A 23,447-nucleotide genomic window follows, 5' to 3' on the forward strand; every position below is an offset into this window, starting at 1 on the left:
GCAAAATAACTGATAAAATAAGCGTATCAAGAGTAAAGGAGAGGATCTTATGAAGAAATGGTTATCAGTTCTGCTGGCAGGGGCTATGGTATTGGGGACGCTTTCCGGCTGTTCCGGCGGGGGCAGGAAGGCCGAAAATGAAGTAAAGACGTTGGATGTCGTCTGGTTCAGTGATGGAAAAGAGGGGGAATCCTTCATGAAACTGGCCGACAAATATATGGAGGAGCATCCGAATATCAAGATCGAGCTGATCGAAGTTCCGTATGCGGACCTCGAAAGTAAGATCAAGAACATGATCAACGGCAAGGAAGCTCCGGCGCTGGCCCGGCTTACGAATATCGGGCCGTTCCAGAACCAGCTGGTGGATTTGGGCGGATATGTGTCGGACAAGGATGCGTTCCAGAACAGCTTTGGCGAGGGTTTAAAGTTTATATTTGACGGAAAAATCCTGGCGGCGCCCATGGATGTAACGGCCAATGGATTAATTTATAACAAGACAGCGTTTGAAAAAGCCGGTGTGGCTGTGCCGCAGTCAGAGGATGAGATCTGGACCTGGGATGAATGGAAGGAAGCCATGAAGACCGTGATGGATAAGAGCGACTGTAAATACGGACTGGTCTATGACAAGTCTCCGCAGCGTTTCACCACTCTGCTGTACGAGGCTGGAGGCAGCATGTTAAACAGCGATTTGACGGCGTCGAATTTCAATACAGATGAGACGAAAAGGGCGGTAAGCTTCTTTAAGGATCTGCACGACGAGGGAATTATCCCGACTTCTGTATGGCTGGGCTCGGAAAATCCCAACAACCTGTTCCGTACCGGTCAGGTGGCCATGCATTTTGCGGGAAGCTGGATGATTGCAAACTATAAGGAAGAGATTACGGACTTCGACTGGGGCGTCACCTATCTGCCAAAGGAAGCGATCCGTTCCTCCGTACCGGGCGGCAAGTACCTGGCTGCTTTCCAGAATACCGGTGTGGAAAAGGAAGCTGCGGAATTCATTGAATGGATTTCCGAGGCGGAGAACAATGCGCAGTACTGCGTGGAAAACAGCTACTTATCTCAGGTTAAGGGCAATGAGAGCCTGGACTATGAATACGGAAAAGAATTCTTCACGATCTTCTCTCAGGAGCTGGCAGCTACAGGACCGCAGCCGGGTGCAGAGTGGGGCTACCAGGCATTTACCGGGGCGATTCAGAATGATTTGAGAGATAAGCTGATCGAGGTGCTGGCCGGCCAGCTGACGGTGGACCAGTATGCGGAAGATATGGATAAGCTGATTACGGATACGCTGGAGGAATTGAAATAGTTAATTTACTACCAATTTACTGCTGCGGAAAGAGCGTTGATATGCTGTCCGATTCCTGCGTATACAGGCCCGGCGAATACAAGTAAATAAAAATCACCAGGACGTTCAAATTGAGCGTCCTTTTTTCGTCCCAAGGAGGTAAACGAAAATGCGTTCCCAGGACACACAGGCATTGCTTGCCGATAGTATCAGTAACGCTTGTAAACTCTGCCTGACAGATTCTTGAACACCTGCTGATATTCATATATAATATAGAATATAGAATATAGAATATAGAGATCGGGGCAGCAGGTCAATGAATACTGCATCCGAGGAAACATTCTCGGCCTTTGGTCATGGTGCAACTACGCCGCTCATTAGAAATTTACTGACCCAAGAAGAACCGCCGCCAAACATATCACATCTGATAAGGGGGGAGATAAAACCATGCCAAGAGTAAAGAAAGACAACACAAATAAGCCCTGCTTCTCCCTCCGCCTGTTCGCGCTTCTTAACGGGATGCTGACTGCGAGAACCACCATAATAAGCGCTCCGGCGGGTTACGGCAAGACAACGGCGGCGCGTTATTTTTTAGATCAGCATTTGCCAGAGGGAGCGGCGGTCTATCATCTGGACTGTTTGGAGGAACCGGTGGGGGCAGCGTGGAAACGGTTTGGCAGCGTCATCCAAAAAATAGATACCGGTATTGGGAACACTTTGCTTAAAATAGGATTGCCTGACGAGGACACCAAAGGAGACGCAGCCTGTCTGCTCACGGAACTTGTGTGTGCAGAGGAAACCTGGCTGGTCATTGACGATTTCCAGCTTTTCCAAACGGTCGTGCCGGAAACCGTCTGGAACGCGTTAATAGAGTACGGCGCGGAAAATCTGCATACGGTCATCCTGACACAGAGGCCGGTCAAAATACGCATGACCCTTAAGCCCGGTGTCCTGTACATTGGGCGGGAGGATATGCGTCTGACTGAGTGTGAAACAGGAGAGTATTTCGCATGGTGCGGCGTTTCCCTTTTACCGGAGCAAATCCGCACGGTGAGCCGCTACACTGAGGGCTGGATTGCGGCTCTGCGGCTGCAACTGAAATGTTACATGGATACAGGCTCTTTTCTGGATACCCGCGACATCCACCGGCTGATTGGGGAGGTCGTGTGGGACAAGCTCACACAGGAGGAGCAAAACTTCCTGCTTCTTATTTCCCCATTTGACAGTTATACATATCAGCAGGCCGCCCACATGCTGAACCTGCAGGAGGTGCCGGAGTATGTGAGAACCCTGAGCCTCCACAACAATTTTATCTTTAAAGACGCTCACTGCCATCTGTTTCGTCCCCACAGCACTCTCCTGGAGTTTCTGCGCAGTGAGCTTGCCGCGCTGCCGGAAGAAATGCGGCGGCACATTTTTACATGCGCGGGCGAATGGTGTGGATTAAACGGTCAGAGCGAACAGGCCATGTACTTTTTCCACCGTGTGGGAGATTATGAAAAAATCCTGTCCCTGGAATTCAGAGGCATGGAATTTGAGCTGACGGAGGAAACGCGCGTGGCCGATCTGCTGCAGGATATTCTGGAACATACAGATGCTGAAATAAAGCTGCGGCACCCGGTGAGTGTCGTCAAGATCATCTTCATACTGTTCGGCGCAGGGCGTTATGAAGAATTTGGCCGGTGGTGTGGAGAGATGTCTGCACTGTGTGACGGGAGCAGCCTGCCGGAGCCGGAGAAGAACCGATTGTCCGGTGAGCTTTCCCTGCTGACTTCCTTTACCAGATTCAATGACATCTCCGAAATGGGAGCCCTTATGCGCTGCGCCCATGAATTGTTGGGAGGCAGGCCGTCGCTTATACAAATGAATGATGCCTGGTCATTTGGCTGCCCCTCGGCGCTGTTTCTTTACCATTCAACACCAGGACGCCTGGACACAGAGCTTGCTGACATGACTGAAAACTGCAGTCATTACTTCGCGCTGACCCAGGGCCACGGCAGTGGCGGGGACGTGTTGATGGCGGCGGAGGCGCATTACCATCGGGGTGAGATGGAGAATGCGGAGATTTTGGCATATAAGGCACTGTATCAAGCGGAAAATAAGCAGCAGGAGTGCGTCTGCATTGGGGCGGCGCTGCTTCTGGGAAGACTGGCGGTTGTTCGGGGTAACGGCGATGAATTTTCGTCCGTTCTGGAACGTATAGCAGGGTATGCGGCGCAAAATCCGCTCAAATCCAACCGTATGGAGGCGGATATGGCGGCAGCCTCGCTGATGGTGCTGTTGGGGGCGGAGCAAGACATTCCCGCGTGGCTGCGCGAGGGCGATATCAGCGAAAAGCGGCTGTTCGCCATGTCCATCCCCTATGCGCAGACGCTGTTTGGCAAGTACATGATTCAGTCCGGAAAGCCGGAAATCTGGCTGGGAATGGAGAGTGACGCTCTGGCACTGGCAGAATCACTGCGTTGTCAGATGGCCATGCTCTATGGCAAAATTCTAACCGCCGCCGCATGGCAGGCACGGGGAAAAATGCCGGAAGCCGTATCTGCACTGAAGGAGGCCCTTGAAATGGCGCTCCCTGATGCCCTGTATATGCCGTTTGCGGAAAACCGTGCCTTATTTGAACCGCTGCTTGCGGAGTATTGCCCCAAAACAGAACGGGAAAAGATATTTGCCCTTGCGCAGAAGCAGGAGGCAGGCGCGGAGGCGGTGCGGCGCAAGCGCTATCTGAGCAGTCTCCCCTTCGGGCTGACGGAGAGGGAATATGAGGTGGCGGAATTGGCTGCACGCGGGCTTCGCAATCAGGCAATCGCACAAACACTGTTCGTCACGGATAATACCGTGAAGAAGCACCTCAAAACAATTTTTCAGAAAATGGATGTGTGCAGCAGGGACGCCCTCCAGGAAAAGTGGAAAAAATAAAACGTGAAAACGCAAAGGTACCCGTTTCGGGTGACGCGCAAAAAAATAAACCGTGTTATGCTTCAGGTAAAGCATGACGCGGTTTTTTATTTGCACGCCAATACAGTGAGGAGGCGATAGGATTGAATGATGGCGGTTTAACGGGAGGGATTCTCTTTCACAGCGTGGTTATCAAGTGGTATAAGTTCGATGAAATTGACACAACACTCAATTTAATGGTCTGCTATCCGGACGGAGATTTGCGCGAAGTTTTCTACGAAAACGTATTTTACACTCAGCTCGATGAAAACGTCAGGGGCATGACCATATTAAACGCCGAAAGGATTACCCTTGACGAGTTTTTAGCAGGGAAGCATCTAAAGTCGGCGGCACGGTTTGCCGATGAGTACCACGATCCCGATTTTGCAAAGCTGAAGGAGATGATGGGGCGCGGCTTTAAGCTTTTCATGCATTACATGGAATACAATGCTGAGTATATCGTTCTGGCGGACCGCATGGCGGTCAGCGATTAAACGGTAACCGCACAATCCAACAGGCCGGAGAAAGTGAATGGCTGTCTGCAATGTACGAATAAGCAGATGGTAAATAAAAAAGAAAGGTGGAAAAATCATGAGAAGAAACAAACAATAAGAACTGCACTTAAAGCGGGAAAGACCATAAGCTTTGAAGAATATATTCTGGCGGTTTAAGAAGAAAAGAAGGAGGAAGTAAGATGAAACGACATTGGAAACGAGCTCTATCCGTGTTTCTCTCTGTTGTCATGCTGTTCAGCATGACGGCAACGAATACGGTATTAGCGGTTGAGAGAGGTACCCCACCCAGCACGACCGGGCTGTGTGAACACCACCCGTCCCATACCGAAGAGTGCGGCTATGCAGGGGGGAACACGGGTACGCCCTGCGGACATGAACACTCGGACGAGTGCTGCAAAGAAGTTACGAAATGCGTTCATAAGCATACGGACGACTGTTATGATGAGGAAGCGGACATTGCCAGCGGCAGCAACGCAAACGAGCCGGTGAACTGCTCCCATAGGTGCGATGAGGAAAGCGGCTGCATGACACAGGCGCTGGACTGCTTCCATGAGCACAACGAGAACTGCGGCTATATCGCTGGCGTACCCGGCACACCCTGCGCTTTTGTGTGTGAAGAATGTGCCGAAAAGGATCAGGTAAATGGCGGCGAGGGCGGCGGCCTGTCCCGGAGTGATTCGGGCAGCCTGGACATCACAGGCACGGTCGTGATTGCGGCGTTTGACGAATTATCGGACGATGTGCTCTATCAGAGCTACAAATCTGGGGATATCGAATCACAAGACGCTCTCACCCTGCCGGACACCCTGACCGGTGCCGATGAAGACGAAGGCAAGATCACCATCGAGGACGTGACCTGGGAGAGCGACCCGGCCTTTGACCCGGAAGCTCCTGGGGAATACACCTTCTCACCCGTGCTGCCGGAGGGCTACATGGTGTCTAACAGCGTGGATATGCCGGAAATCTTGGTGACGATCCAGTGGAATAACGTCAGCAATGATGCGCGTATCATTGCCGCAATCGAAGCCTACAATCACTATCACGCAGAAAACGGCGGCACGGGCGAGTTCAGCGCATCCGGGGCCATCGAAGGCACAGTTACCGGCGCGGCCAAGACCCTTGAACTGGAAATCCCCGCCGGCGCCAAGGTGGTATGGAATGCAAACTTTTCCGGCAATCTCTCCAATGCTCCGATGGTGCGCCTCACAGGTGATGGCGCGTTTGAAGTGTACGACTACTGTATATTCGGCCGCGGCAGTGCGTTTGAAGATGTGATCGAGGTGGGCGGCAGCGTCACGTTCACCGGAATAACAGGCGAAGGCGTTGTGGCTGCGTGGGCTGCGTCCGGCACCGGCCCTTATACAGAAGGAAGCACCACAGACCTGACGGCCTGGTCGAAAGACAATGCCTCTACCGTTCAATGGGCCTTAGAGGGCGGAGAAAGCGGCATCCGCTACACATATGCAAATGGCGCCCTCACCGACTTTTTGGCGGTTGACGGCGTGACGGTGACCGCCGCCCCGCCGGTCCTCACCTCAGGAACCGTCACCTGCACCAGCGATACGGAGGCCACGGTCACGTTTACCAGCAATCAGGCGGGAGTCTTCTACTACGAAATAAACTCCACAGTCAGCTCGGCGGAAGATCTCGCGGGCTCGATGAAAAACCGCACCAATATGATCGCCGGAGAGAACACCATCCGCCTGACCGGTCTTGCGGCCGGGGCGCATATCCTTTCCATTGCGGCAGTGGAAAATGAGAACGGCGTGAGTGCCAGTACCGTGAGCAATCTGCTGACGGTGAGTATTCCTGCCTATGCGGACACCGGCTCCACCCAGTTGGCGGAAAACGGCCTGCTGACCCTCTCGGACACCGGCGCAGTGACCGACCATTACGACACCGAGGGCTGGAAGTGGGACGGCTCCATCCTAACGCTGAAACAGCCTGACGGCGGCCAGAAAGTCCAAGCCATCGACTTTGCCGATACCGTGACCAGCGGCGCAAAAGTTGTGCTGGAAAGCGATGTGGCCCTGGACGCCGCCGGCATCGCCAGCCAGCCATCGATCTGCTACGAGGGGGCCACCGGCACCCTGACCATCGACCCGGAGGGCCACACCCTGACCGCAGGCCCGTATATCACAACGTTCTGCTGCAACGCCGGCAGCCACCTGACCATCACCGGCAGCGGTACGGTGAACGCCGAAGGGGGTATTGGTGCTGCTGCCGGCGCCCTGACCATCAGCGGAAGCGTCCATGTGACCGCCAATGGCAAGGGGCTTAACAATGCGCTCTTCGGGGCTTCCGTCATCATCAGCGGCGGCACCGTGACCGCTATCAGCACCGGAACTGGCCAGGCCATGAACATTGCCCCCTCTCTGGAGGGCGGCATGGCCGTGCTCACCGCCAGCGTGAACAGCGACGGCAGCAACCCCGTGTCCGACTATGACGCCCGCCAGATTGGCACCTACAAATACCTGAAGATCGGAAGGGCATCCACCATCACTTACCCCGGCGTGGAGCTGCAGGGCAATGTACACGTAGGCAATGCAGGCTATCCCAACGCCCTCGCCCCCACTGAAGGGGCAAACGGCAGCACGGTGACGGTGAACGACACCTCCAACACAACAGATCCCGGCTTCGTGTTCGGCGGGTATAACAACTCTGGCGCGTCTGCCGGGAACACCGTCACGCTGAACAACGGTGCAACGGTGGAGTACAGCGTTTTCGGCGGCGCCGCATCCGGAGGTGGCAGTGTCACAGGCAATACCGTCACCCTCCATTCCGGATCCGCAGTCTACAATCTTTACGGCGGCTGGGCAGAAGACGCGGGCAGCGCCTCGGGCAACATCGTAATTGTCCACACAGGCGCTGTGGTGGAGGGAAATGTTTACGGCGGTATTCTCGGCAGCGCCTCGGGCATCACCGCGGACAACAACACCGTCACCCTCCACTCCGGCGTCGCCGTGGGCAATGATGTTTATGGCGGCAATAAGCTGAGTATTCTGGCGATCGGAGCAGGCAACAGGCTGGTACTGATTGGCGCCGGGCAAAGTGTCGGCGGCAATCTGAAGGGCTTCCAGACCCTTGACTTTTCGCTGCCTGCCGCCACAGCGGGCGGTTCCACTGTTCTTACCGTGGCGGGCGAGGCGGACATTACCGGCGTTACCGTAGCATTAGGCTTTGAGGCGGCGCCCTCCCTTAACGGGGGCAGTAAAATCACGCTGATTGATGCCGGCGCGGGGACGCTCACCGGAGTACCTGCGAACAGCACGGTCAGCGCATCGGGCTACACGTTCCGCATCGAAGTGGAGGATAGCAAGCTGGTTGCCACAGTGATGGACGAAGTGGCCACCTACACCGCCACGCTGAACATCCAGCTGGACGGCTCTCCAAGCAACAGTGAGGCTACCCCCTATACGCTCAAGCTCGACGGCGACGAAGCGACGGCATATGACATGACAGGGGCGGGCGCGACACGCACAGCTAACGTACCCAACGGTACGTGGAAAGTGTATGACAGCTTTTCGGGGGAATACACCGGCGTTATGATTGTCATAAAGGATGGCCCTGCCAGCGCAGCACTGGATTGGTTTTCCTGCACCTACACAGTGATCCCGCAAGGCTCAGCGTCCCATGGATCAATGAGTATATCCATAAACGGAACCCCACAAGACGAATACCTTATCGTAGGGTTTTTATTGAAAGGCGAAGACGTAGTTTTCACCGCCACCGGCTCGGGCGCGGTAAGCTACACCTATGCATGGAGCGGGACCCACAACGAAGTGCCGATAAGCAGCACGGGCAATACCTACAGGATACCGTCCGTACAAGGCGTAGTGGAGATCACTTGTACCGTCACGGGAAGCGATGGCGGCCAACCGCAGAGCTATAGCATTACCGTCATAAATGGCACATCGAATCCGACCTCGGCGGCACAGGGAGAAACCGTGGCCATCACGGCGGGCGCTGCCCCGGATGGCCAGCGATTCAGAGCGTGGAACATCACCCCCGCCGTGACCTTTGCGGACGGCACAAGTAAAACCAGCGCCACCGCCAAATTCACCATGCCGGATCAGGAAGTGACCGCCGAGGTCACCTATGAGAAGATTCCGGATGGAACAATACCGGTGACGGGCATTACGCTGAACAGAAGTACATTGTCTCTTTACAGCAATACCACACCGAACACGGCCGCACTGACGCCAACGGTTTTTCCAGGTAATGCCGCCGACAAAACAGTGACATGGACAAGCGGCAATCCATCTGTTGCAGCAGTGGATCAGAATGGCAATGTTACGGCAGTGGGCAACGGCTCGGCAGTGATTACCGTCACCACTACGGACGGCGGCTATACAGCATCCTGCACCGTTACGGTAATGACATACAGCAGCGGCGGCACAGGCGGCGGTTCTTCGGGAGGTTCGTCAGGCGGCACATCTTCGCAGCCGGCAGGTACAATTACCCAGGATCCAAAGAAAGGGAAAGTGAATTCCCTGACCGGTATCATCACCGGCAGCGGCACAGGATACTCTAACTGGCAGTCAGAAACAGCAGCAGACGGAAACGTCAGATGGAAGCTGCAATATGCGGATGGAACAACTGCGGCCGGAACTATTGTGACTAGAGAAGACGGCAGCACCTATGAGCAGCCTGCCTGGGAGATGGTGAACGGAGCCTGGTACCCCTTTGGGGCAGACGGTTATGTAAAAAGCGGAATGATTTATGATCCGGCTCTGGGCGGATATTTCTACATCGATATCAATACCGGTATGAAGACAGGCTGGCAGTTGATTGACGGGAAATGGTATTATTTCAATCCTGTATCGGACGGTAAGCAGGGGATCATGTTTGCAGATGCCTGGATAGACGGCTGGTACGTAGATAAAAACGGGCTTTGGAACGGGGAACAGAAAAAAGAGTGATCAAACACGCTGATTAAACTGCAATCTTAGTTTTATTGGTTCTCCTTAACTCTTGCTGTCGGCAGTCGGTTATTGGTGCCTCATTGCCTGCCGTGGAGTCTCAAACCCATGGTGGAGCAGCTGGAAGTTAGCAGGGATCGAGATAGAATTTGTGGCGGCGCGTGGAAAGAATGACAGATTGACAAGGCGGCGAGGGTGGCAGTTTCACCTTCGCCGCATCTTTTCTGGGAAAGGGGGGAACGAATCCTGACATGAAACTTCCATAAATGGACTGTCCATCTTAAATGCCGCTAGGGCGGCAAAAGCAAAGGGCCTTTTTGCGTGGTGGAAAACATGAGTGTCGCCAGTATGGGGAAAGTGTGATATAATTTGTCAGTTACGTATGAAAAAGCGAGAATCAGGAGAATTGTAGCCTGATCATCTGCCAGAGGGGGCATTTATGTGGTATCAATCATTGCTTTACAGCGGCTCAGAGGCCGCTTTTCCATTTACAGACACCGTATCTGCACCGGACGTTATGACACCGGAACGGCTTGAGAGCTTATATACAAATTTTTCAGTGCTTATTTCTGTGTCTGATTATATCTCCTTCTTATTACTGCTGACGGAGACGATCTGTCTGATGTATCTTTTAAGCTGTTTTCTGGAGCCGAGATTTAAGAAGCGGCGCATTTGCGTCCCGCTGCTGGGTATTCTCTATTATATTTCCGTACATATGACAGGCAAGCTGGGGGATATCTGGAGCGTCGCCGGCCATCTGGCGGTATTGATTTTATTTGTCGTAGTCTTATATAAGGGGACAGCCAGCAAAAAGACGTATCTGATCGTTACGTTCTGGGCGATCGTTTCTCTTTGCAGCAGCCTGTGGTTTTATATTGGAAAATTTACCAGGCTTCATTATGGATTGTGGTATTTTCCGGAAATTGTGATAAAAACACTTACCTACTGGCCCTTTAGCGACGTTTCAGAATGGGGGCCGGCGGAGCCGCGTTACGATCTGACTCTAAATACAGGCCCCTGCTTCAGCCTTCTGCTGACCTGTGTCATACTGGCACTGTCTTCCATAAAACTGGCACGGTGCATGAAGAATTCGCTGGACAGTATTCACAAAAAGGAACTGTTGTTTCTGCTGATGCCCAGCTTTACAGGCCTGATCGTATATCTCTTTCTGGAGATTGAAAAGAAGTTTCTGTTTTTCCAGGTGGCAGTGGATTGGGCGACGAAGTACGGATTTGTGCTTTATCTGCTGATTCCTCTGTTGCTCCTGTCGGCCTTGATGGGAATTCTGTTTGCCTACGATATTTACCGGCAGCTGATGGAATACATAGAAGAAAAAGGCCGCGCCGTCATTCTGGAGCAGGAAATGGGACAGATGCAGAACCACATAGGGGAGATTGAGCAGCTCTATACGGGGATCCGTTCGGTAAAGCATGATATGCAGAATTATCTGTTTGATATTAAGAGCCTTCTGGCCGTCGAGGGAATCGCGGTGGAGGAGGGAGACAGCGAGCTGGGGAATTACCTTGCCGGAATCGGGAAATCTCTGGATACGTTTAATTACTCGCTTCACACCGGGAACCCCGTGACAGACGTGGTGCTGAACGGCAAGCAGAAACAGGCGGAGGCCGCCGGGATCATTTTTCACTGTTCATTCCTGTTCCCCGCGGATTTTGGAATCAGCGCCTTCGATATCAGCATTATCCTGAATAATGCGTTAAGCAATGCTCTGGAAGCGTGCCAGAAACTGAAGGAGCAGAGCGGGGAGGCCGCACCAGAGATTGAAATCTCATCCTATTGCAGAAACAATATGTTCTTTACTGTGATTCGTAATAGTTTCGACGGTGTTCTGAGCAGGGATTCGTCAGATTTTTCTCTGATAACCAGAAAGGACGATTTAAAATGGCATGGACTGGGATTTCAGAATATTCGGAAAAGCGCGGAAAAATACCTTGGAAGCGCGGAATATGAGGTGAAAGAAAATCAATTTATTCTGACGGTGATGCTTCAGAAGAGAAGCACGGAGAAATGACGCCGGCAGGAGGTTATAAAGCAGAGGAGGGCTTGGACGCGGATGCGTTTCAGCTGCCTCTGCTTTTTGGGTTCACACTTTTATCACAGAAACATCAAAATATGAACACAGAATCAACACATTTATTTTTTACCCTATGTATTAACACCGAATATGCGAGGCGTGCGGTGAGGCCAGATGTCAGCGGCCCTTTCCCGCGCCCGTGTAAATATAGAATTCAGGAGGAGAACGAGTTGATAGAAGTAAAGAATCTCGTAAAAGATTACGGCGGCCATCTGGCAGTGGATCATCTGAACTTTACCATCGAAGACGGTCAGATTTACGGCTTTTTAGGACCTAACGGCGCCGGAAAATCGACTACCATGAACATCATGACCGGTTATATCGGTGCTACGGAGGGAGATGTCCTGATTAACGGACACAACATACTGGAAGAACCTGAGGAAGCGAAGAAATGTATCGGCTATCTGCCGGAGCTTCCTCCTCTTTATGTCGATATGACGGTTATGGAGCAGCTGGAATTTGCAGCGGAATTAAAACGGATACCGAAGAAAGAACGGAAAAGTGCCATCGGTGAGGTGGTGGCGCTGGCGAAGCTGGAAGAAGTGCAGGGAAGGCTGATCCGAAATCTGTCAAAAGGCTACAGGCAGCGTGTCGGGCTGGCCCAGGCGGTGCTCGGTATGCCTCCTGTGATCATTTTAGATGAGCCGACTGTAGGCCTCGATCCAAAACAGATTATCGAGATCCGGGATATGATTCGGGAACTGGGAGAAAAACACACAGTGATATTAAGCTCCCACATCCTTTCCGAGGTCAGCGCGGTCTGCGACCACATCCTGATCATAGACCGTGGAAAGCTGATTGCCAGCGACACGCCGGAGAATCTGGAGCGTCAGATGGCCGGGGCCGCCGGCATGGAACTGCTCGTCAAGGGACAGGAAGAAGAGATCCGTGAGATTCTCGAAGCGATTGACGGAGCAGAGGAAATCGCGGTGAGCGAGAGCGGCGAGGAAGGCGTGAGGAAGGTGACCTTCCAGCTGATGGGAGAGAATTGCCTGGAAGATGGGGCTGAGGACGCGGAGAGAGAAGAGAGCGAAGACATGAATATCATTCCGCAGACGGACATCAGAGAGACTATTTTCTTTGCGTTTGCAGACCGGAGGATCCCGATTCTATCCATGCATACTTCAAAGGCATCTCTGGAAGAGGTATTCCTGGAACTGACTGCGGACAATGCTTCGGGCGCGGAAGGAGAGGAAATTGATTCCAACAATGCTTCGTACGCGGCAGAGGAAAATAATCCCGACAATGCTTCGTACGCGGCAGAAGAGAAAAATGATTCCGACAATACCTTGTACGCAGCAGAAGAGGAAAATAATCCCGACAATGCTTTGTACGCAGCAGAAGAGGAAAATGATCCTGACAAAGACTTCATGGCGGAAACAGAAAAGGAGGAAGTATAAATGGCGGCGATTTATAAAAGGGAATTGAAGTCGTATTTCCAATGCATGACCGGATATGTATTCATCGCGTTTCTGGTTCTGTTTGTCGGAATTTACTTCATGGCTTACAATCTGATGAGCGGTTATCCGTATTTTTCCTATACATTGTCCGGCATGGTAACGATCGTGATGATCGCCATTCCGGTTCTGACCATGAGAAGCTTTGCAGATGACAGGAAGACGAAGACGGACCAGCTGCTTCTCACAGCACCGGTTTCCGTACCGAAAATGGTTCTGGCCAAATATCTGTCCATGGTTACTGTTTTTGCGGTTCCGGTCCTCATTTCCTGCCTTTGCCCGCTCATAATAAAGATGAACGGAACGGCATACTTAAAGACGGATTACGCGTCAATTCTGGCGTTTTTCCTTCTGGGCTGTGTTTACATTGCCATTGGAATGTTTATATCGTCCACGACAGAGAGCCAGATTATCGCGGCAGTGGGAACCTTCGGAGTCATTTTGCTGCTTCTTTTATGGCCCAGTCTCGTGAACTTCCTTCCGACCTCGGCCTCCGGCTCGCTGGTGGGCTTCCTGCTTCTCTGGACACTTTGCGTGGTGATCCTTCATCGGGTAACGAGCCATAACCTTCTGGCGTTTGTGCTGGAGGCGGCGGGAATCGTCGCCCTGGTGGGAGCGTATGTTGCCAAAAAGAGCATGTTTGACCGCGCTCTCGTAAATCTTGTAGAGAAGATTGCGGTTACGGATGTGTTTCAGAATTTTGCCAACAACTATATTTTTGATGCGGGTGGTCTTATTTACTATGCGAGCATTATTTTTCTGCTGGTATTTCTGACCGTGCAGTCCGTGGAAAAACGCAGATGGAGCTAATTACTCAAAACTAGGAGGCTGGAAATGACAAGAAAACTAAAAAAGGGCGGCTACGCGGCGATCCTTTCTGTGATCGTAATCGCAGCTGTCGTGCTGTTAAATATGATCGTAGGCCGTCTTCCTGAAAAGGTACGCCAGTGGGATTTGAGCGGTACACAGATTTATACGGTGGGAGATACGACGAAGGAGCTTCTCGCATCCCTCGATAAGGACGTAACGATTTACGTGGTGGCAGATCCATCGGCGGTGGATGACAGAATTACGAGCTTTGTTAACCGGTATGCGGATCTTTCGGATCATATTAAGGTAGAGAACGTGGATTCCGTCCTGCACCCGGATCAGGTAAAGCAGCTGAACGCAGAGAACAATACGATTCTGGTGATGTGTGAGGATAATGGAAAAACAGAAACGATCCAGATGAGCGATATCATTAAATATGACCAGATGTCTTACTATTATTACGGTCAGGCAAAGGAGACGGAGTTCGACGGAGAGGGCCAGCTTACCAGCGCTGTCTCTTATGTAACAAATGATGTGCAGAAAAATATCTATGTGACGGAAGGCCATGGGGAGGCGGCGTTAGGTACGCTTACTTCCGATATGCTGGAAAAGTCAGGCCTTACGGTAAATACCATCAACTTGCTGACTGGAGGCGGGATCCCGGAGGACTGCGAGCTTCTCATGATAAATGCGCCGGCAAGTGATCTTGCTGACGATGAGAAAACCATGGTGACAGACTACCTGGATGGCGGCGGAAATGTACTTTTAATTGCCGGATATTCCGATAAGGACCGCCCCAATCTGAATGCCGTTATGACCGCCTACGGTCTAAATATGGAAAATGGCCTGGCGGCCGATACAAAGAGCTACTATCAGAATAATCCCTATTACATTTTCCCGACTCTCGTATCCGGCAGTGAGATTACGACGGGAATTGACAGAAAAAGCACTGCCCTGATCCTTCAGTCCGCTGCATTTAGCCAGCTGGAGACACTTCCCGATGAGGTTACGGTAGAGCCGTTTATGGAGACAACGGATGGCGGCATGCTTGTCACGGAAAACGGGCAGACACCGGGCACCTACATTCTCGGGGCAACGGCGGTGAAAACACTGGATTCCGGCACTGCGAGACTGACGGTATTCGGTACGCCTTCTCTGATCGATGACGGATTAAACAGTACCTTTACGAATCTTACGAATCTGGACCTGTTTATGAACGCGGTAACGGCCAATTTTGAAGATGTGACCAACGTTTCCATACCGTCCAAGAGCCTCGAGGTGACATACAACACGGTGACACATGGCGGCATGTGGGGAATCGTCTTTATTCTCGTCATTCCGGTGATAACCGTGGCGGCGGGCCTTATGGTATGGCTGAAGCGGAGACGTTTATAGAAAGTAATTATTTAGCCGTGCGGCAAAATAAAAATGGAGGCGTGGCAATGAAGAAGAATTACGGACTGCTTATAGGCTGTCTGGTGGTCGCGGCGCTGGGCGTTATCTATGCCGGTGTCGGGGCGTATCAGGCTCATACAAAGGAAAAGGAACAGCAGCAGGCGGAAAACGAAAAAATATATATGACTGATTTCTCTGAAATAAAGGCTGTTTCCTACGATAATGACGGTAATGTACTGGCATTTACAAAGGATGGCGATTCCTGGACGTATGACGGTGACGGCCAGTTTCCGGTAAATACCACCCGCATGGATTCACTGGCAGGAACGGTGAAGAAGCTTCCGGCAGTGAGAAAACTGGAGGGCGGGGACGATCTGACCGCATACGGCCTGGATACACCGGTGCGGCGGGTGACCGTATCGGCAGATGAAGGGGATACGACCACCATTCTCATCGGTGATAAGACGGACGACGGAAACTATTATGCCGTTATCGACGGGCAGAATGTGCCTTATCTCATCAGTTCCTCCCTGTTCGATGAGACGGCTTACGGACTGGAGGATATGATGGCGCTGGAAGAGTTCCCGGCTGTCCTGGGGACGGATATCCAGACGATCACAATAGAGAAAAACGGAGTCAGCGAACATTATGTGAAGAAGACACTGGATGAGGACGGAACCATTGCCTGGTACCGCGGTTCGGACGATACGGAAGACAACAAACTGCCGGACAACGCGGCACTCAATGTGCTGGCAGATTCGCTGAGCGGCCTTGTGGTTAAGAGCTGCGCGAATTACAAGGTTACGGACGAAGAACTGGCTGGCTACGGGCTGGATCATCCACAGGCGGTGCTGACCTATACGTATGAGAAGGACGGAGAAGAGAAGACATTTACGCTGGCGGTAGGAAATACCGGCGAGGATGGAACTACTTACTATACGAGGACAGCGGATTCCAAATATGTGAACGAAATCGATAAAACGACTCTGGATAAATGCATGACGGTTGATACCGGGGGTGAGGAATAAAAAGTTCTCCTCTTCCCCTCTGAATATCGTAAGAATAACTTAGTAAATAATTACTTTCCGCAGTCTGCAAATGTAGTATGATAAAGGTAGAAAAGGATAATCGGTTTTGGCAGACGGAGGTGAATGAAGATGGTAAAACAGAAGCGGAAACTGTCCCAGAAACAGGTTCTCCTTATATTCTGTACAGTACTTGTCATTCTGACCTATATAGCGGCCACATTTCCTCAGCCCTTTCTACGAAGGGGGACTGAAATCTATGGAATCCATTTCGCCTATACGGAAGACGTTCAGAATCCGGATCATGGGAAGACGCCGGGATACCTGGCGGAGGGAAGCCGGCTTCAGCCCTGCATAGACATACTGGGGGCGTATCAATACCGGCCCTACGTTTATAAGCCCCGGAACGAGTTTACAGAGGCGGCGAAAGAACTGAGTGTAACCGTGTATTATACGGAATTTGATTACGATACGTATCTCTTCTATTCGGATGGAACGATTATGAAGTACCGGCAGGGGGATAAATGGATGAAGCAGGTTCATATCGGTTATGGATTAGGCGGAGAAAAGGGCCGGGAGCTGTTTGAACAGCTGGCCGGGATCGCAGTACCGTTTCTAGCGGATGAACAGGGCCTTCCGTGAGGCCGGAATACGTAAAGGCAGAAACACAGGCAGGGCCATATTGACAAACACAGGCATTTCCACTTACAATAAAGGAACCAACAGGGAAGAGAGTGGGGCTATGGGCGTAGATAAACGATATGAATTATTTTGTGAACTGTTAAAAACAATGGATGAAGGCGTAGATGCGATTGATGAATACGATTCTCTGCTCCATGATTATCACGGAACCGTCCTCTACCAGGCAGAGTCTCAGATAATCAAGGCTGTCGGAGACCAGCCGGGAATTACGGCCTCGGAACTGTCCAGGGAGTTTCATAAGACCAACAGCGCCTGCTCCCAGCTGATCCGCAAGCTTAAGAAAAAGGAATGGATCAGGCAGGAGCGGAACGAAAAGAATAACCGGGAGTATAACCTTTATCTGACAGATGAGGGGAAGGTTATCTATAAAAAGCACGAAGATTTTGAAAATGCCTGCTATGAAAGGACGTATCATATGCTGGATGAGATCTCTGAAGAAGAGATGAGGACGTATATCAGAATCCAGAATCAACTGAACCGGGCGTTTAAGCTGGACGTGGAGGAAAGCCGGCAGCTGTCGGGAAACGGCAGGGCCGATTAGATAGCCAGTACAGTATTGCGTGATGATGTAGTACTGAGGGCCGCTGCGAAAGAATACTTACTTTCGCAGCGGCCCTTTTGACTCTGTTACGTATGGATTAAGTGCGATGCTTTATCATAGTCCTTTTTTAGAACATAGATTCTGTATTCGGTGCTGGCAGTGATATTCTCGCCAAACTGCTGTATGGCGGGACCGCGCGCTCCCATATTGCGCATGACTGTTCCCTTGGTGTCGATGATATAATCAATTCCTTCTGCGGTTAAGATATCGCGGATTCGTGCCTGCTCTTTCATGGAATAAGTAATGGCCAGTTCTTTTCGATTAAATATGGTAATCATATCGGTATGTCCTCCATTCTCTGGTGACGGTTCGAAGGCTTCAAATGAATGGTTCATGCTCTGAATTACATGTATCATACCATGCCTTACCAGCAGATTCAAGCACTGAACGGTTTAGATTCAAACACAGATAGATTCCTGTTGACAAACGGCGGGAGATGTATTAATCTGATGATAGAATAAACGGTTAAGCAGATTAAATATTAATTGGCTTATACGAAGATGAATTAAAAAAGGTATCGGAGTAATAAGTGAGTAAATAACAACAGATGACAGGAGGCTGCAATATGAAGTATGATTTTGACACACTGGTAGAAAGAAGAGGCACACACTGCTGCAAGTTCGATACCATACCGGAGGAAGCCGGAAAAAACGCCATTCCGGTATCTATCGCGGATATGGATCTGCCTTGTGCAGAGCCCATTATCCGTGCTCTTCATGAGCGGATAGACCAGAGGATTTTCGGCTACACGGTTTATGAAAATGAAGACTGCAAAGAGGCCGTTACCGGATGGTACCGGAAGCGGTTCGGATGGGAGATTGACAAAAATGATATATTCTTCAGTCCGGGTGTCGTTCCTGCGCTGGCATTTCTGATTCAGTTCCTGACAAAAGAAGGGGATGGAGTCATTATTCAGAGGCCAGTTTACCACCCATTTACGGGAAAAGTGGAAGCCAACGGCAGGAAAGTGGTCAATAGTCCTCTGGTTAGAAAAGGCAGCACCTATGAGATGGATTTCGATGATCTGGATAGAAAATTCGCCGATGAGAATACGAAGGGAATGATTCTGTGCAGTCCTCATAACCCGGTTGGACGTGTGTGGAGAGAGGATGAATTAAGGAAGATTGTCGATATTGCAAAGAAGTATGATAAGTGGATTATATCCGATGAAATTCACGCGGACTTAACGAGAGTCGGAGTCACCCATACGCCGTTATTAAAGCTTGCGCCGGACTACAGTGACAGAATCATCGTCTGCACCGCCCCCAGCAAGACCTTTAACCTGGCCGGAATGCAGTTTTCCAACATTATTATTCCTAATAAAGAGTATCAGAAGCAGTGGACCGATGTAGTCTCTAATCGTTTATCCGTTGGCATGTGCAGTCCTTTCGGTCTGACTGCCATCATCGCGGCTTACACGGAAGGGGAGGAGTGGCTGGATCAGGCCAGGGCCTATATCGATGGAAATATCCGTTACATAGAATCGTTTGTAAAGGAGAATCTGCCAAAGGCAGCGGTAATGGACTGCCAGGGAACTTACCTGGTATGGCTCGATTTAAATGAATACTGCTCCGATCCTGAGAAACTGGAGGAGCTGATGGTTCAGAAAGCCGGAATTGTATTCGACGAAGGCTATATTTTCGGACCCGAAGGCAATGGATTCGAGCGGATCAACGCAGCGGCCCAGAGAAGTACAGTGGAAGCGTGCATGAATAGAATGAAAGCAGCACTCGATACACTGTAAGGCAGAGCAGCAGAAAAAGAGGAAGTCCGATCAGTCATGTGTGTACAGACCGCCGGACCTCCTCTTTTCGATTACAGAAGACCGATCAGATGCCAGTATGGAATTCCAATTACCATCAGATACAAAAATGCCACCGCCATTTTCATGGCAAGCCCCTTCACAAAATCCTTCAACGACATCATGCCATAGGAAAATGAGATCAGGTAGAGCGCATATTCATAGGGCAGAAGGATCTGATCCAGCCCCTGAAAGAAGGAATACAGCACCGGCTGGGGATTGATTCCCAGAGTTTGGGCAAGCTGGGCCAGCGGCGCTCCGAGGGAGGCCATGGCGGCCAGCGGCGTCAGCAGGAAATTCACAATCACAGCCACAAACCATACCGCGCCCAGGAGAACCGTCTCGTGCATCTGATAGAGGTACGGGAAGAGCATATCCGCCAGGATCTGGCCGAAGCCCAGTTCCGTTGCAACCATTCCGATGGTCATACAGCCTGTGATAAAGAACAGAAACGGGTAATTGACCGTCCGGAAATCTTCTTCCCTGGAAATGCCGATAACCGGAATAAAGCCTGCGAACGCCGCCAGGATGAAGCCAAACATCATTTCCTGGCCGCTGATTAAGTACAGGAAGAGGCAGATGATAATGACAGTTGCCTTCTTTTCAGCGGAGGTAATCTTTCCCAGCTTTCTCTGTTCTTCCTTATAATATGCCTTTCCGCTGACGGCATGTTCCGGCCGGAATATCTTAGAGAGGATGAAAACCAGAAGGGGAATGAGCGGCAGGAATATGAGATTCTGTTTTAAATATTCCAGGTATGTGATCGATAGTTCCGCAGATCCCATCAAAACTCCCGTATTGCTGGGATCGAAGATGAAGTAGCCTGGAACCAGGGTCGAGAAGACACCGGTCAGCATGATGCCTGCGCCGGCCTTTGACTTCTGAATGCCGAGCGCCTTGCAGATACCGTAGGTAAATGCGGCAGTAACCGGGACAAAGCCTCCGGGCATGACTAAGTTGGAGATCATGCCAAACAGGAAGATTCCCCACAAAATACCGGTGTAGGTGCCACCGGTTTTCACAATGCACCAGACCGCCACTCGCTTCAAAAGTCCGATACGTTCCAGTGTATTCGACAGGATAAACGCACCCAGGACCATCCATGGAATGTTGGTGGTCCACGGTCTGAATACAGTCTCAAAGCCGGTGAGCGACAACATGACATAACCTACGGGCAGAACAATGGCCGGTACGATATTGGGCAGAAGTTCCATGGCAAATGTCATGACACCCCACACGGTAAGGCATAAGAAAAGCTTGATCGGATGACTGAAAGCCCCGGATTCCGGCATGCAGAAGATAAGGAGCGGTACTCCCAGAACCGCCGCCCATTTAAGAATTTCTAATTTTTTTGTACTCATTTTTCCCTCCGTCTGGCTCGCAAGCCCCGGAGCTTTCCTCACAAATAACGGTTGGAAAAAGAGGTTACGGCCATTCTTTTGTTTGTCAAAAACATAACAATTATGGCCATATGTTATCAAAATGCGGGAGGTTTGCATATCAGTATCCCTTTGGGGGGATACAACAAAAAGTTGTAACCTGCCTACTGATGAGATTCCAGAAGCGCAAACCGTTTTCGGACAATGGTTAAAAACGCGGCAAGACATGGGGACAGACGGTCCTCTTTACGGTACAGAAGCTGGTAGCGGATGGCGGCGTGCGGGTGGCTTACGGGAATGACCGACAGCTTGCTTTTCTCAGCAAAGGAGTAGTCTTCCTGCCAGTCCAGACGGTTGGTCAGCCCGTACCCCGCACCGTCCTGTACCATCTGGCGGAACAGCTCCGTACTGCTGGTCTCCAGAAGAATTCTGGGATTTCCGTATCCTTTAAAGAATTTTTCTGTGATAGACTGATTCTCATATTGAATCAGCGGTTCTGTCAAGAGTTCCTCCGGCCGGATGACGCGTTTGGCGGAAAGGGAAGATTTCTGGGAGACGCATACAAGCATATCCGCCCGGTATAGTTCCTCGCAGATCAACGAATCCGAAAGAGACGGATTCTCCTCCTCCCAGTCCCCGAACAGCGCCAGGTCCAGTTCTCCATCCATCAGCGCCTGACGCATCCATTCCACGCTGTGTTCGCTGACGGAAAAGCGGACGCCGGGGTTCTGACGGACAAAGGTATGGACAATGGTATGGAGAACTTCATTAATTATATGGTAATTAATGCCAAGACGGAGCCGGCCGGTAAATGCTTCAGATACGGGCTCTAAGTATGGCAGCAGCGATTTCCTCATGGCATAGTGCTCTTTTACGATGCGTCCCGCGTATTCGGACACAATTTCCCCCACTTCAGTCAGCTCGACCCCATAATAGTGGCGTTTCAGCAGGGGCGCGCCGATCTCTTCCTCCAGAGTTTTGATGGCGCGGCTTAAGCTCTGCTGGGATATATAAAGCTGTTTTGCAGATATATTAATAGAACGGGTCTGCGTCACATTCAGAAAATATATCAGATAGTCGATTCTCATACCTTCCTCCATTCACGGGGGATTCCAGTTCCCGTTTTCCTGTATCCTGCTATCATATCATACTGGGCAGGAAACTGCTGAAAAATCGCAGTGAATAAGAGATAGGTATCGTACCGGGCCGCCGCAGTGACACTGGTTTCCATGCTATGGCAGAAACATAAACACGTTCTGAGCCCCATTTCTATAACTTCCATTTATAGTACTAATTCCAATCTCATATAGTATTTTGCAGAAAAATCCCGTAATATAGTTGAAAAATCCCTCTAAATGTTCTATGATGAAGGGAAATACATCAGCATGGTACAGTGACAGAACAGAATTGTGAAGAGGGAGATAGAAAAATGAATTATAATATAGCAGTAATTCCCGGGGATGGTATTGGACCGGAAATCATCAGAGAAGCTAAAAAAGTCTTAGACAGGGTCGGAAATGTGTACGGCCATGCGTTTTCCTATACCGAGGTTCTGATGGGCGGCGTATCCATCGACGCATACGGTGTCCCTCTTACGGACGAAGCATTGGAGACAGCAAAAAAAAGTGATTCCGTTCTTCTCGGAGCAGTCGGAGGAGACGTGGGAAATTCGAGATGGTACGACGTGGCACCGAACTTGAGACCTGAGGCGGGCCTGTTAGCAATCCGCAAGGGTCTTAATTTATTCGCCAACATCCGACCGGCCTATCTCTACGAGGAGCTGGCTGAGGCGTGCCCCTTAAAGAAGGAGATTATCGGTGACGGTTTCGACATGGTTATTATGAGAGAACTGACCGGCGGCCTGTATTTCGGAGAGCGCAGTACGAAGGAAGTGGACGGCGTCATGACCGCCGTAGACACCCTTACATATAACGAGAATGAGATCAGGAGAATAGCTATTAAGGCATTTGACATTGCCATGAAGCGCAGGAAGAAAGTGATCAGCGTGGATAAGGCCAATGTGCTGGATTCCTCCCGGCTGTGGAGAAAGGTCGTGGAAGAGGTTGCCAAAGATTATCCCGAGGTAGCGCTGAGCCATATGCTGGTCGACAACTGTGCGATGCAGCTGGTAATGAATCCGGGCCAGTTTGACGTAGTCTTAACCGAGAACATGTTTGGAGATATCTTATCCGATGAGGCGAGTATGATTACCGGTTCCATCGGAATGCTGTCATCTGCCAGCATGAATGAAGGCAAATTCGGCATGTATGAGCCGAGCCACGGTTCCGCTCCGGATATTGCGGGACAGAACATTGCTAACCCGATCGCCACGATTCTGTCAGCGGCCATGATGCTTCGTTTTTCCTTCGATCTTGATCGGGAGGCGGATGCAGTGGAAGCGGCTGTTCAGAAGGTATTGTCCGAGGGCTTCAGAACGGGCGATATCATGTCGGTGGGCTGCAGGAAGGTTTCCACCAGCGAGATGGGAGATTTAATTGCAGAGCGGATTTAAGAACGTACAAA

The 23,447-nt window shown here is 50.9% G+C and carries 16 protein-coding genes; 13 read left to right on the forward strand and 3 right to left on the reverse strand.

The window, feature by feature from the left end:
• Positions 1-49 precede the first annotated feature (49 nt).
• The 11 genes from H8S80_RS10510 to H8S80_RS10565 all read left to right on the forward strand — a co-directional run bounded on the left by H8S80_RS10510 (position 50) and on the right by H8S80_RS10565 (position 17,684).
• Positions 50-1,309, forward strand: a complete 1,260-nt coding sequence (locus H8S80_RS10510) for an ABC transporter substrate-binding protein (protein WP_117630751.1) — start codon at positions 50-52, stop codon at positions 1,307-1,309.
• A gap of 426 nt (positions 1,310-1,735) precedes the next feature.
• A complete protein-coding gene (locus tag H8S80_RS10515) occupies positions 1,736-4,207 on the forward strand; it encodes a helix-turn-helix transcriptional regulator (RefSeq protein ID WP_117630752.1) in 2,472 nt (823 codons plus the stop codon).
• A gap of 122 nt (positions 4,208-4,329) precedes the next feature.
• Complete coding sequence (locus H8S80_RS10520) at positions 4,330-4,719, forward strand: hypothetical protein (RefSeq protein WP_117630753.1); 390 nt, start codon at positions 4,330-4,332, stop codon at positions 4,717-4,719.
• Between the two features lie 200 nt (positions 4,720-4,919).
• A complete protein-coding gene (locus H8S80_RS10530; RefSeq protein WP_118090452.1) occupies positions 4,920-9,662 on the forward strand; it encodes an Ig-like domain-containing protein in 4,743 nt (1,580 codons plus the stop codon).
• A gap of 439 nt (positions 9,663-10,101) precedes the next feature.
• The gene (locus H8S80_RS10535) at positions 10,102-11,691 is read left to right on the forward strand and encodes an ATP-binding protein (protein ID WP_117630755.1); all 1,590 of its coding nucleotides are present in this window, start codon (positions 10,102-10,104) and stop codon (positions 11,689-11,691) included.
• A gap of 233 nt (positions 11,692-11,924) precedes the next feature.
• Positions 11,925-13,154 (forward strand): ABC transporter ATP-binding protein, encoded by a 1,230-nt coding sequence (locus H8S80_RS10540; protein WP_243007834.1) that lies wholly within the window; start codon positions 11,925-11,927, stop codon positions 13,152-13,154.
• Positions 13,155-14,021, forward strand: coding sequence for an ABC transporter permease (locus H8S80_RS10545; RefSeq protein ID WP_117630757.1), 867 nt, complete (start codon positions 13,155-13,157; stop codon positions 14,019-14,021).
• A gap of 24 nt (positions 14,022-14,045) precedes the next feature.
• Positions 14,046-15,416, forward strand: a complete 1,371-nt coding sequence (locus tag H8S80_RS10550; RefSeq protein WP_002604630.1) for a GldG family protein — start codon at positions 14,046-14,048, stop codon at positions 15,414-15,416.
• 47 nt (positions 15,417-15,463) lie between these two features.
• Positions 15,464-16,444, forward strand: coding sequence for a DUF4340 domain-containing protein (locus H8S80_RS10555; protein ID WP_117630758.1), 981 nt, complete (start codon positions 15,464-15,466; stop codon positions 16,442-16,444).
• Positions 16,445-16,573: 129 nt separating this feature from the next.
• Complete coding sequence (locus tag H8S80_RS10560; RefSeq protein WP_117630759.1) at positions 16,574-17,083, forward strand: hypothetical protein; 510 nt, start codon at positions 16,574-16,576, stop codon at positions 17,081-17,083.
• Between the two features lie 100 nt (positions 17,084-17,183).
• Positions 17,184-17,684, forward strand: coding sequence for a MarR family winged helix-turn-helix transcriptional regulator (locus H8S80_RS10565; RefSeq protein ID WP_038258873.1), 501 nt, complete (start codon positions 17,184-17,186; stop codon positions 17,682-17,684).
• 86 nt (positions 17,685-17,770) lie between these two features.
• Here H8S80_RS10565 and H8S80_RS10570 read toward each other — a convergent pair whose 3' ends face one another.
• Positions 17,771-18,100: a hypothetical protein gene (locus H8S80_RS10570; RefSeq protein WP_243010356.1), complete on the reverse strand. Its 330-nt coding sequence runs from the start codon at positions 18,098-18,100 to the stop codon at positions 17,771-17,773.
• A gap of 209 nt (positions 18,101-18,309) precedes the next feature.
• On the opposite strand from H8S80_RS10570, the gene H8S80_RS10575 reads away from it, so the two are divergent.
• A complete protein-coding gene (locus H8S80_RS10575) occupies positions 18,310-19,488 on the forward strand; it encodes a MalY/PatB family protein (protein WP_002604625.1) in 1,179 nt (392 codons plus the stop codon).
• 71 nt (positions 19,489-19,559) lie between these two features.
• Here H8S80_RS10575 and H8S80_RS10580 read toward each other — a convergent pair whose 3' ends face one another.
• Together H8S80_RS10580 and H8S80_RS10585 are read right to left on the reverse strand one after the other, a co-directional pair.
• Positions 19,560-20,906, reverse strand: coding sequence for an SLC13 family permease (locus H8S80_RS10580; RefSeq protein WP_117630761.1), 1,347 nt, complete (start codon positions 20,904-20,906; stop codon positions 19,560-19,562).
• Between the two features lie 182 nt (positions 20,907-21,088).
• Entirely contained in the window at positions 21,089-22,012 is a 924-nt protein-coding gene (locus tag H8S80_RS10585) for a LysR family transcriptional regulator (RefSeq protein WP_002604623.1), read from the reverse strand.
• A gap of 341 nt (positions 22,013-22,353) precedes the next feature.
• Between H8S80_RS10585 and leuB the strand changes: the two genes are divergently transcribed.
• A complete protein-coding gene (leuB, locus tag H8S80_RS10590) occupies positions 22,354-23,436 on the forward strand; it encodes a 3-isopropylmalate dehydrogenase (protein ID WP_117630763.1) in 1,083 nt (360 codons plus the stop codon).
• The last annotated feature ends 11 nt before the right edge of the window (positions 23,437-23,447 follow it).

Source organism: Hungatella sp. L36, assembly GCF_014288035.1.

What these genes read in the sequence shown, in the direction of transcription:
- H8S80_RS10510 (WP_117630751.1), top strand. Translation starts at nt 50, where the DNA reads ATGAAGAAATGGTTATCAGTTCTGCTGGCAGGGGCTATGGTATTGGGG.
- H8S80_RS10515 (WP_117630752.1), top strand. Translation starts at nt 1,736, where the DNA reads ATGCCAAGAGTAAAGAAAGACAACACAAATAAGCCCTGCTTCTCCCTC.
- H8S80_RS10530 (WP_118090452.1), top strand. Translation starts at nt 4,920, where the DNA reads ATGAAACGACATTGGAAACGAGCTCTATCCGTGTTTCTCTCTGTTGTC.
- H8S80_RS10535 (WP_117630755.1), top strand. Translation starts at nt 10,102, where the DNA reads ATGTGGTATCAATCATTGCTTTACAGCGGCTCAGAGGCCGCTTTTCCA.
- H8S80_RS10545 (WP_117630757.1), top strand. Translation starts at nt 13,155, where the DNA reads ATGGCGGCGATTTATAAAAGGGAATTGAAGTCGTATTTCCAATGCATG.
- H8S80_RS10550 (WP_002604630.1), top strand. Translation starts at nt 14,046, where the DNA reads ATGACAAGAAAACTAAAAAAGGGCGGCTACGCGGCGATCCTTTCTGTG.
- H8S80_RS10555 (WP_117630758.1), top strand. Translation starts at nt 15,464, where the DNA reads ATGAAGAAGAATTACGGACTGCTTATAGGCTGTCTGGTGGTCGCGGCG.
- H8S80_RS10560 (WP_117630759.1), top strand. Translation starts at nt 16,574, where the DNA reads ATGGTAAAACAGAAGCGGAAACTGTCCCAGAAACAGGTTCTCCTTATA.
- H8S80_RS10565 (WP_038258873.1), top strand. Translation starts at nt 17,184, where the DNA reads ATGGGCGTAGATAAACGATATGAATTATTTTGTGAACTGTTAAAAACA.
- H8S80_RS10570 (WP_243010356.1), bottom strand. Translation starts at nt 18,100, where the DNA reads ATGATACATGTAATTCAGAGCATGAACCATTCATTTGAAGCCTTCGAA.
- H8S80_RS10575 (WP_002604625.1), top strand. Translation starts at nt 18,310, where the DNA reads ATGAAGTATGATTTTGACACACTGGTAGAAAGAAGAGGCACACACTGC.
- H8S80_RS10580 (WP_117630761.1), bottom strand. Translation starts at nt 20,906, where the DNA reads ATGAGTACAAAAAAATTAGAAATTCTTAAATGGGCGGCGGTTCTGGGA.
- H8S80_RS10585 (WP_002604623.1), bottom strand. Translation starts at nt 22,012, where the DNA reads ATGAGAATCGACTATCTGATATATTTTCTGAATGTGACGCAGACCCGT.
- leuB (WP_117630763.1), top strand. Translation starts at nt 22,354, where the DNA reads ATGAATTATAATATAGCAGTAATTCCCGGGGATGGTATTGGACCGGAA.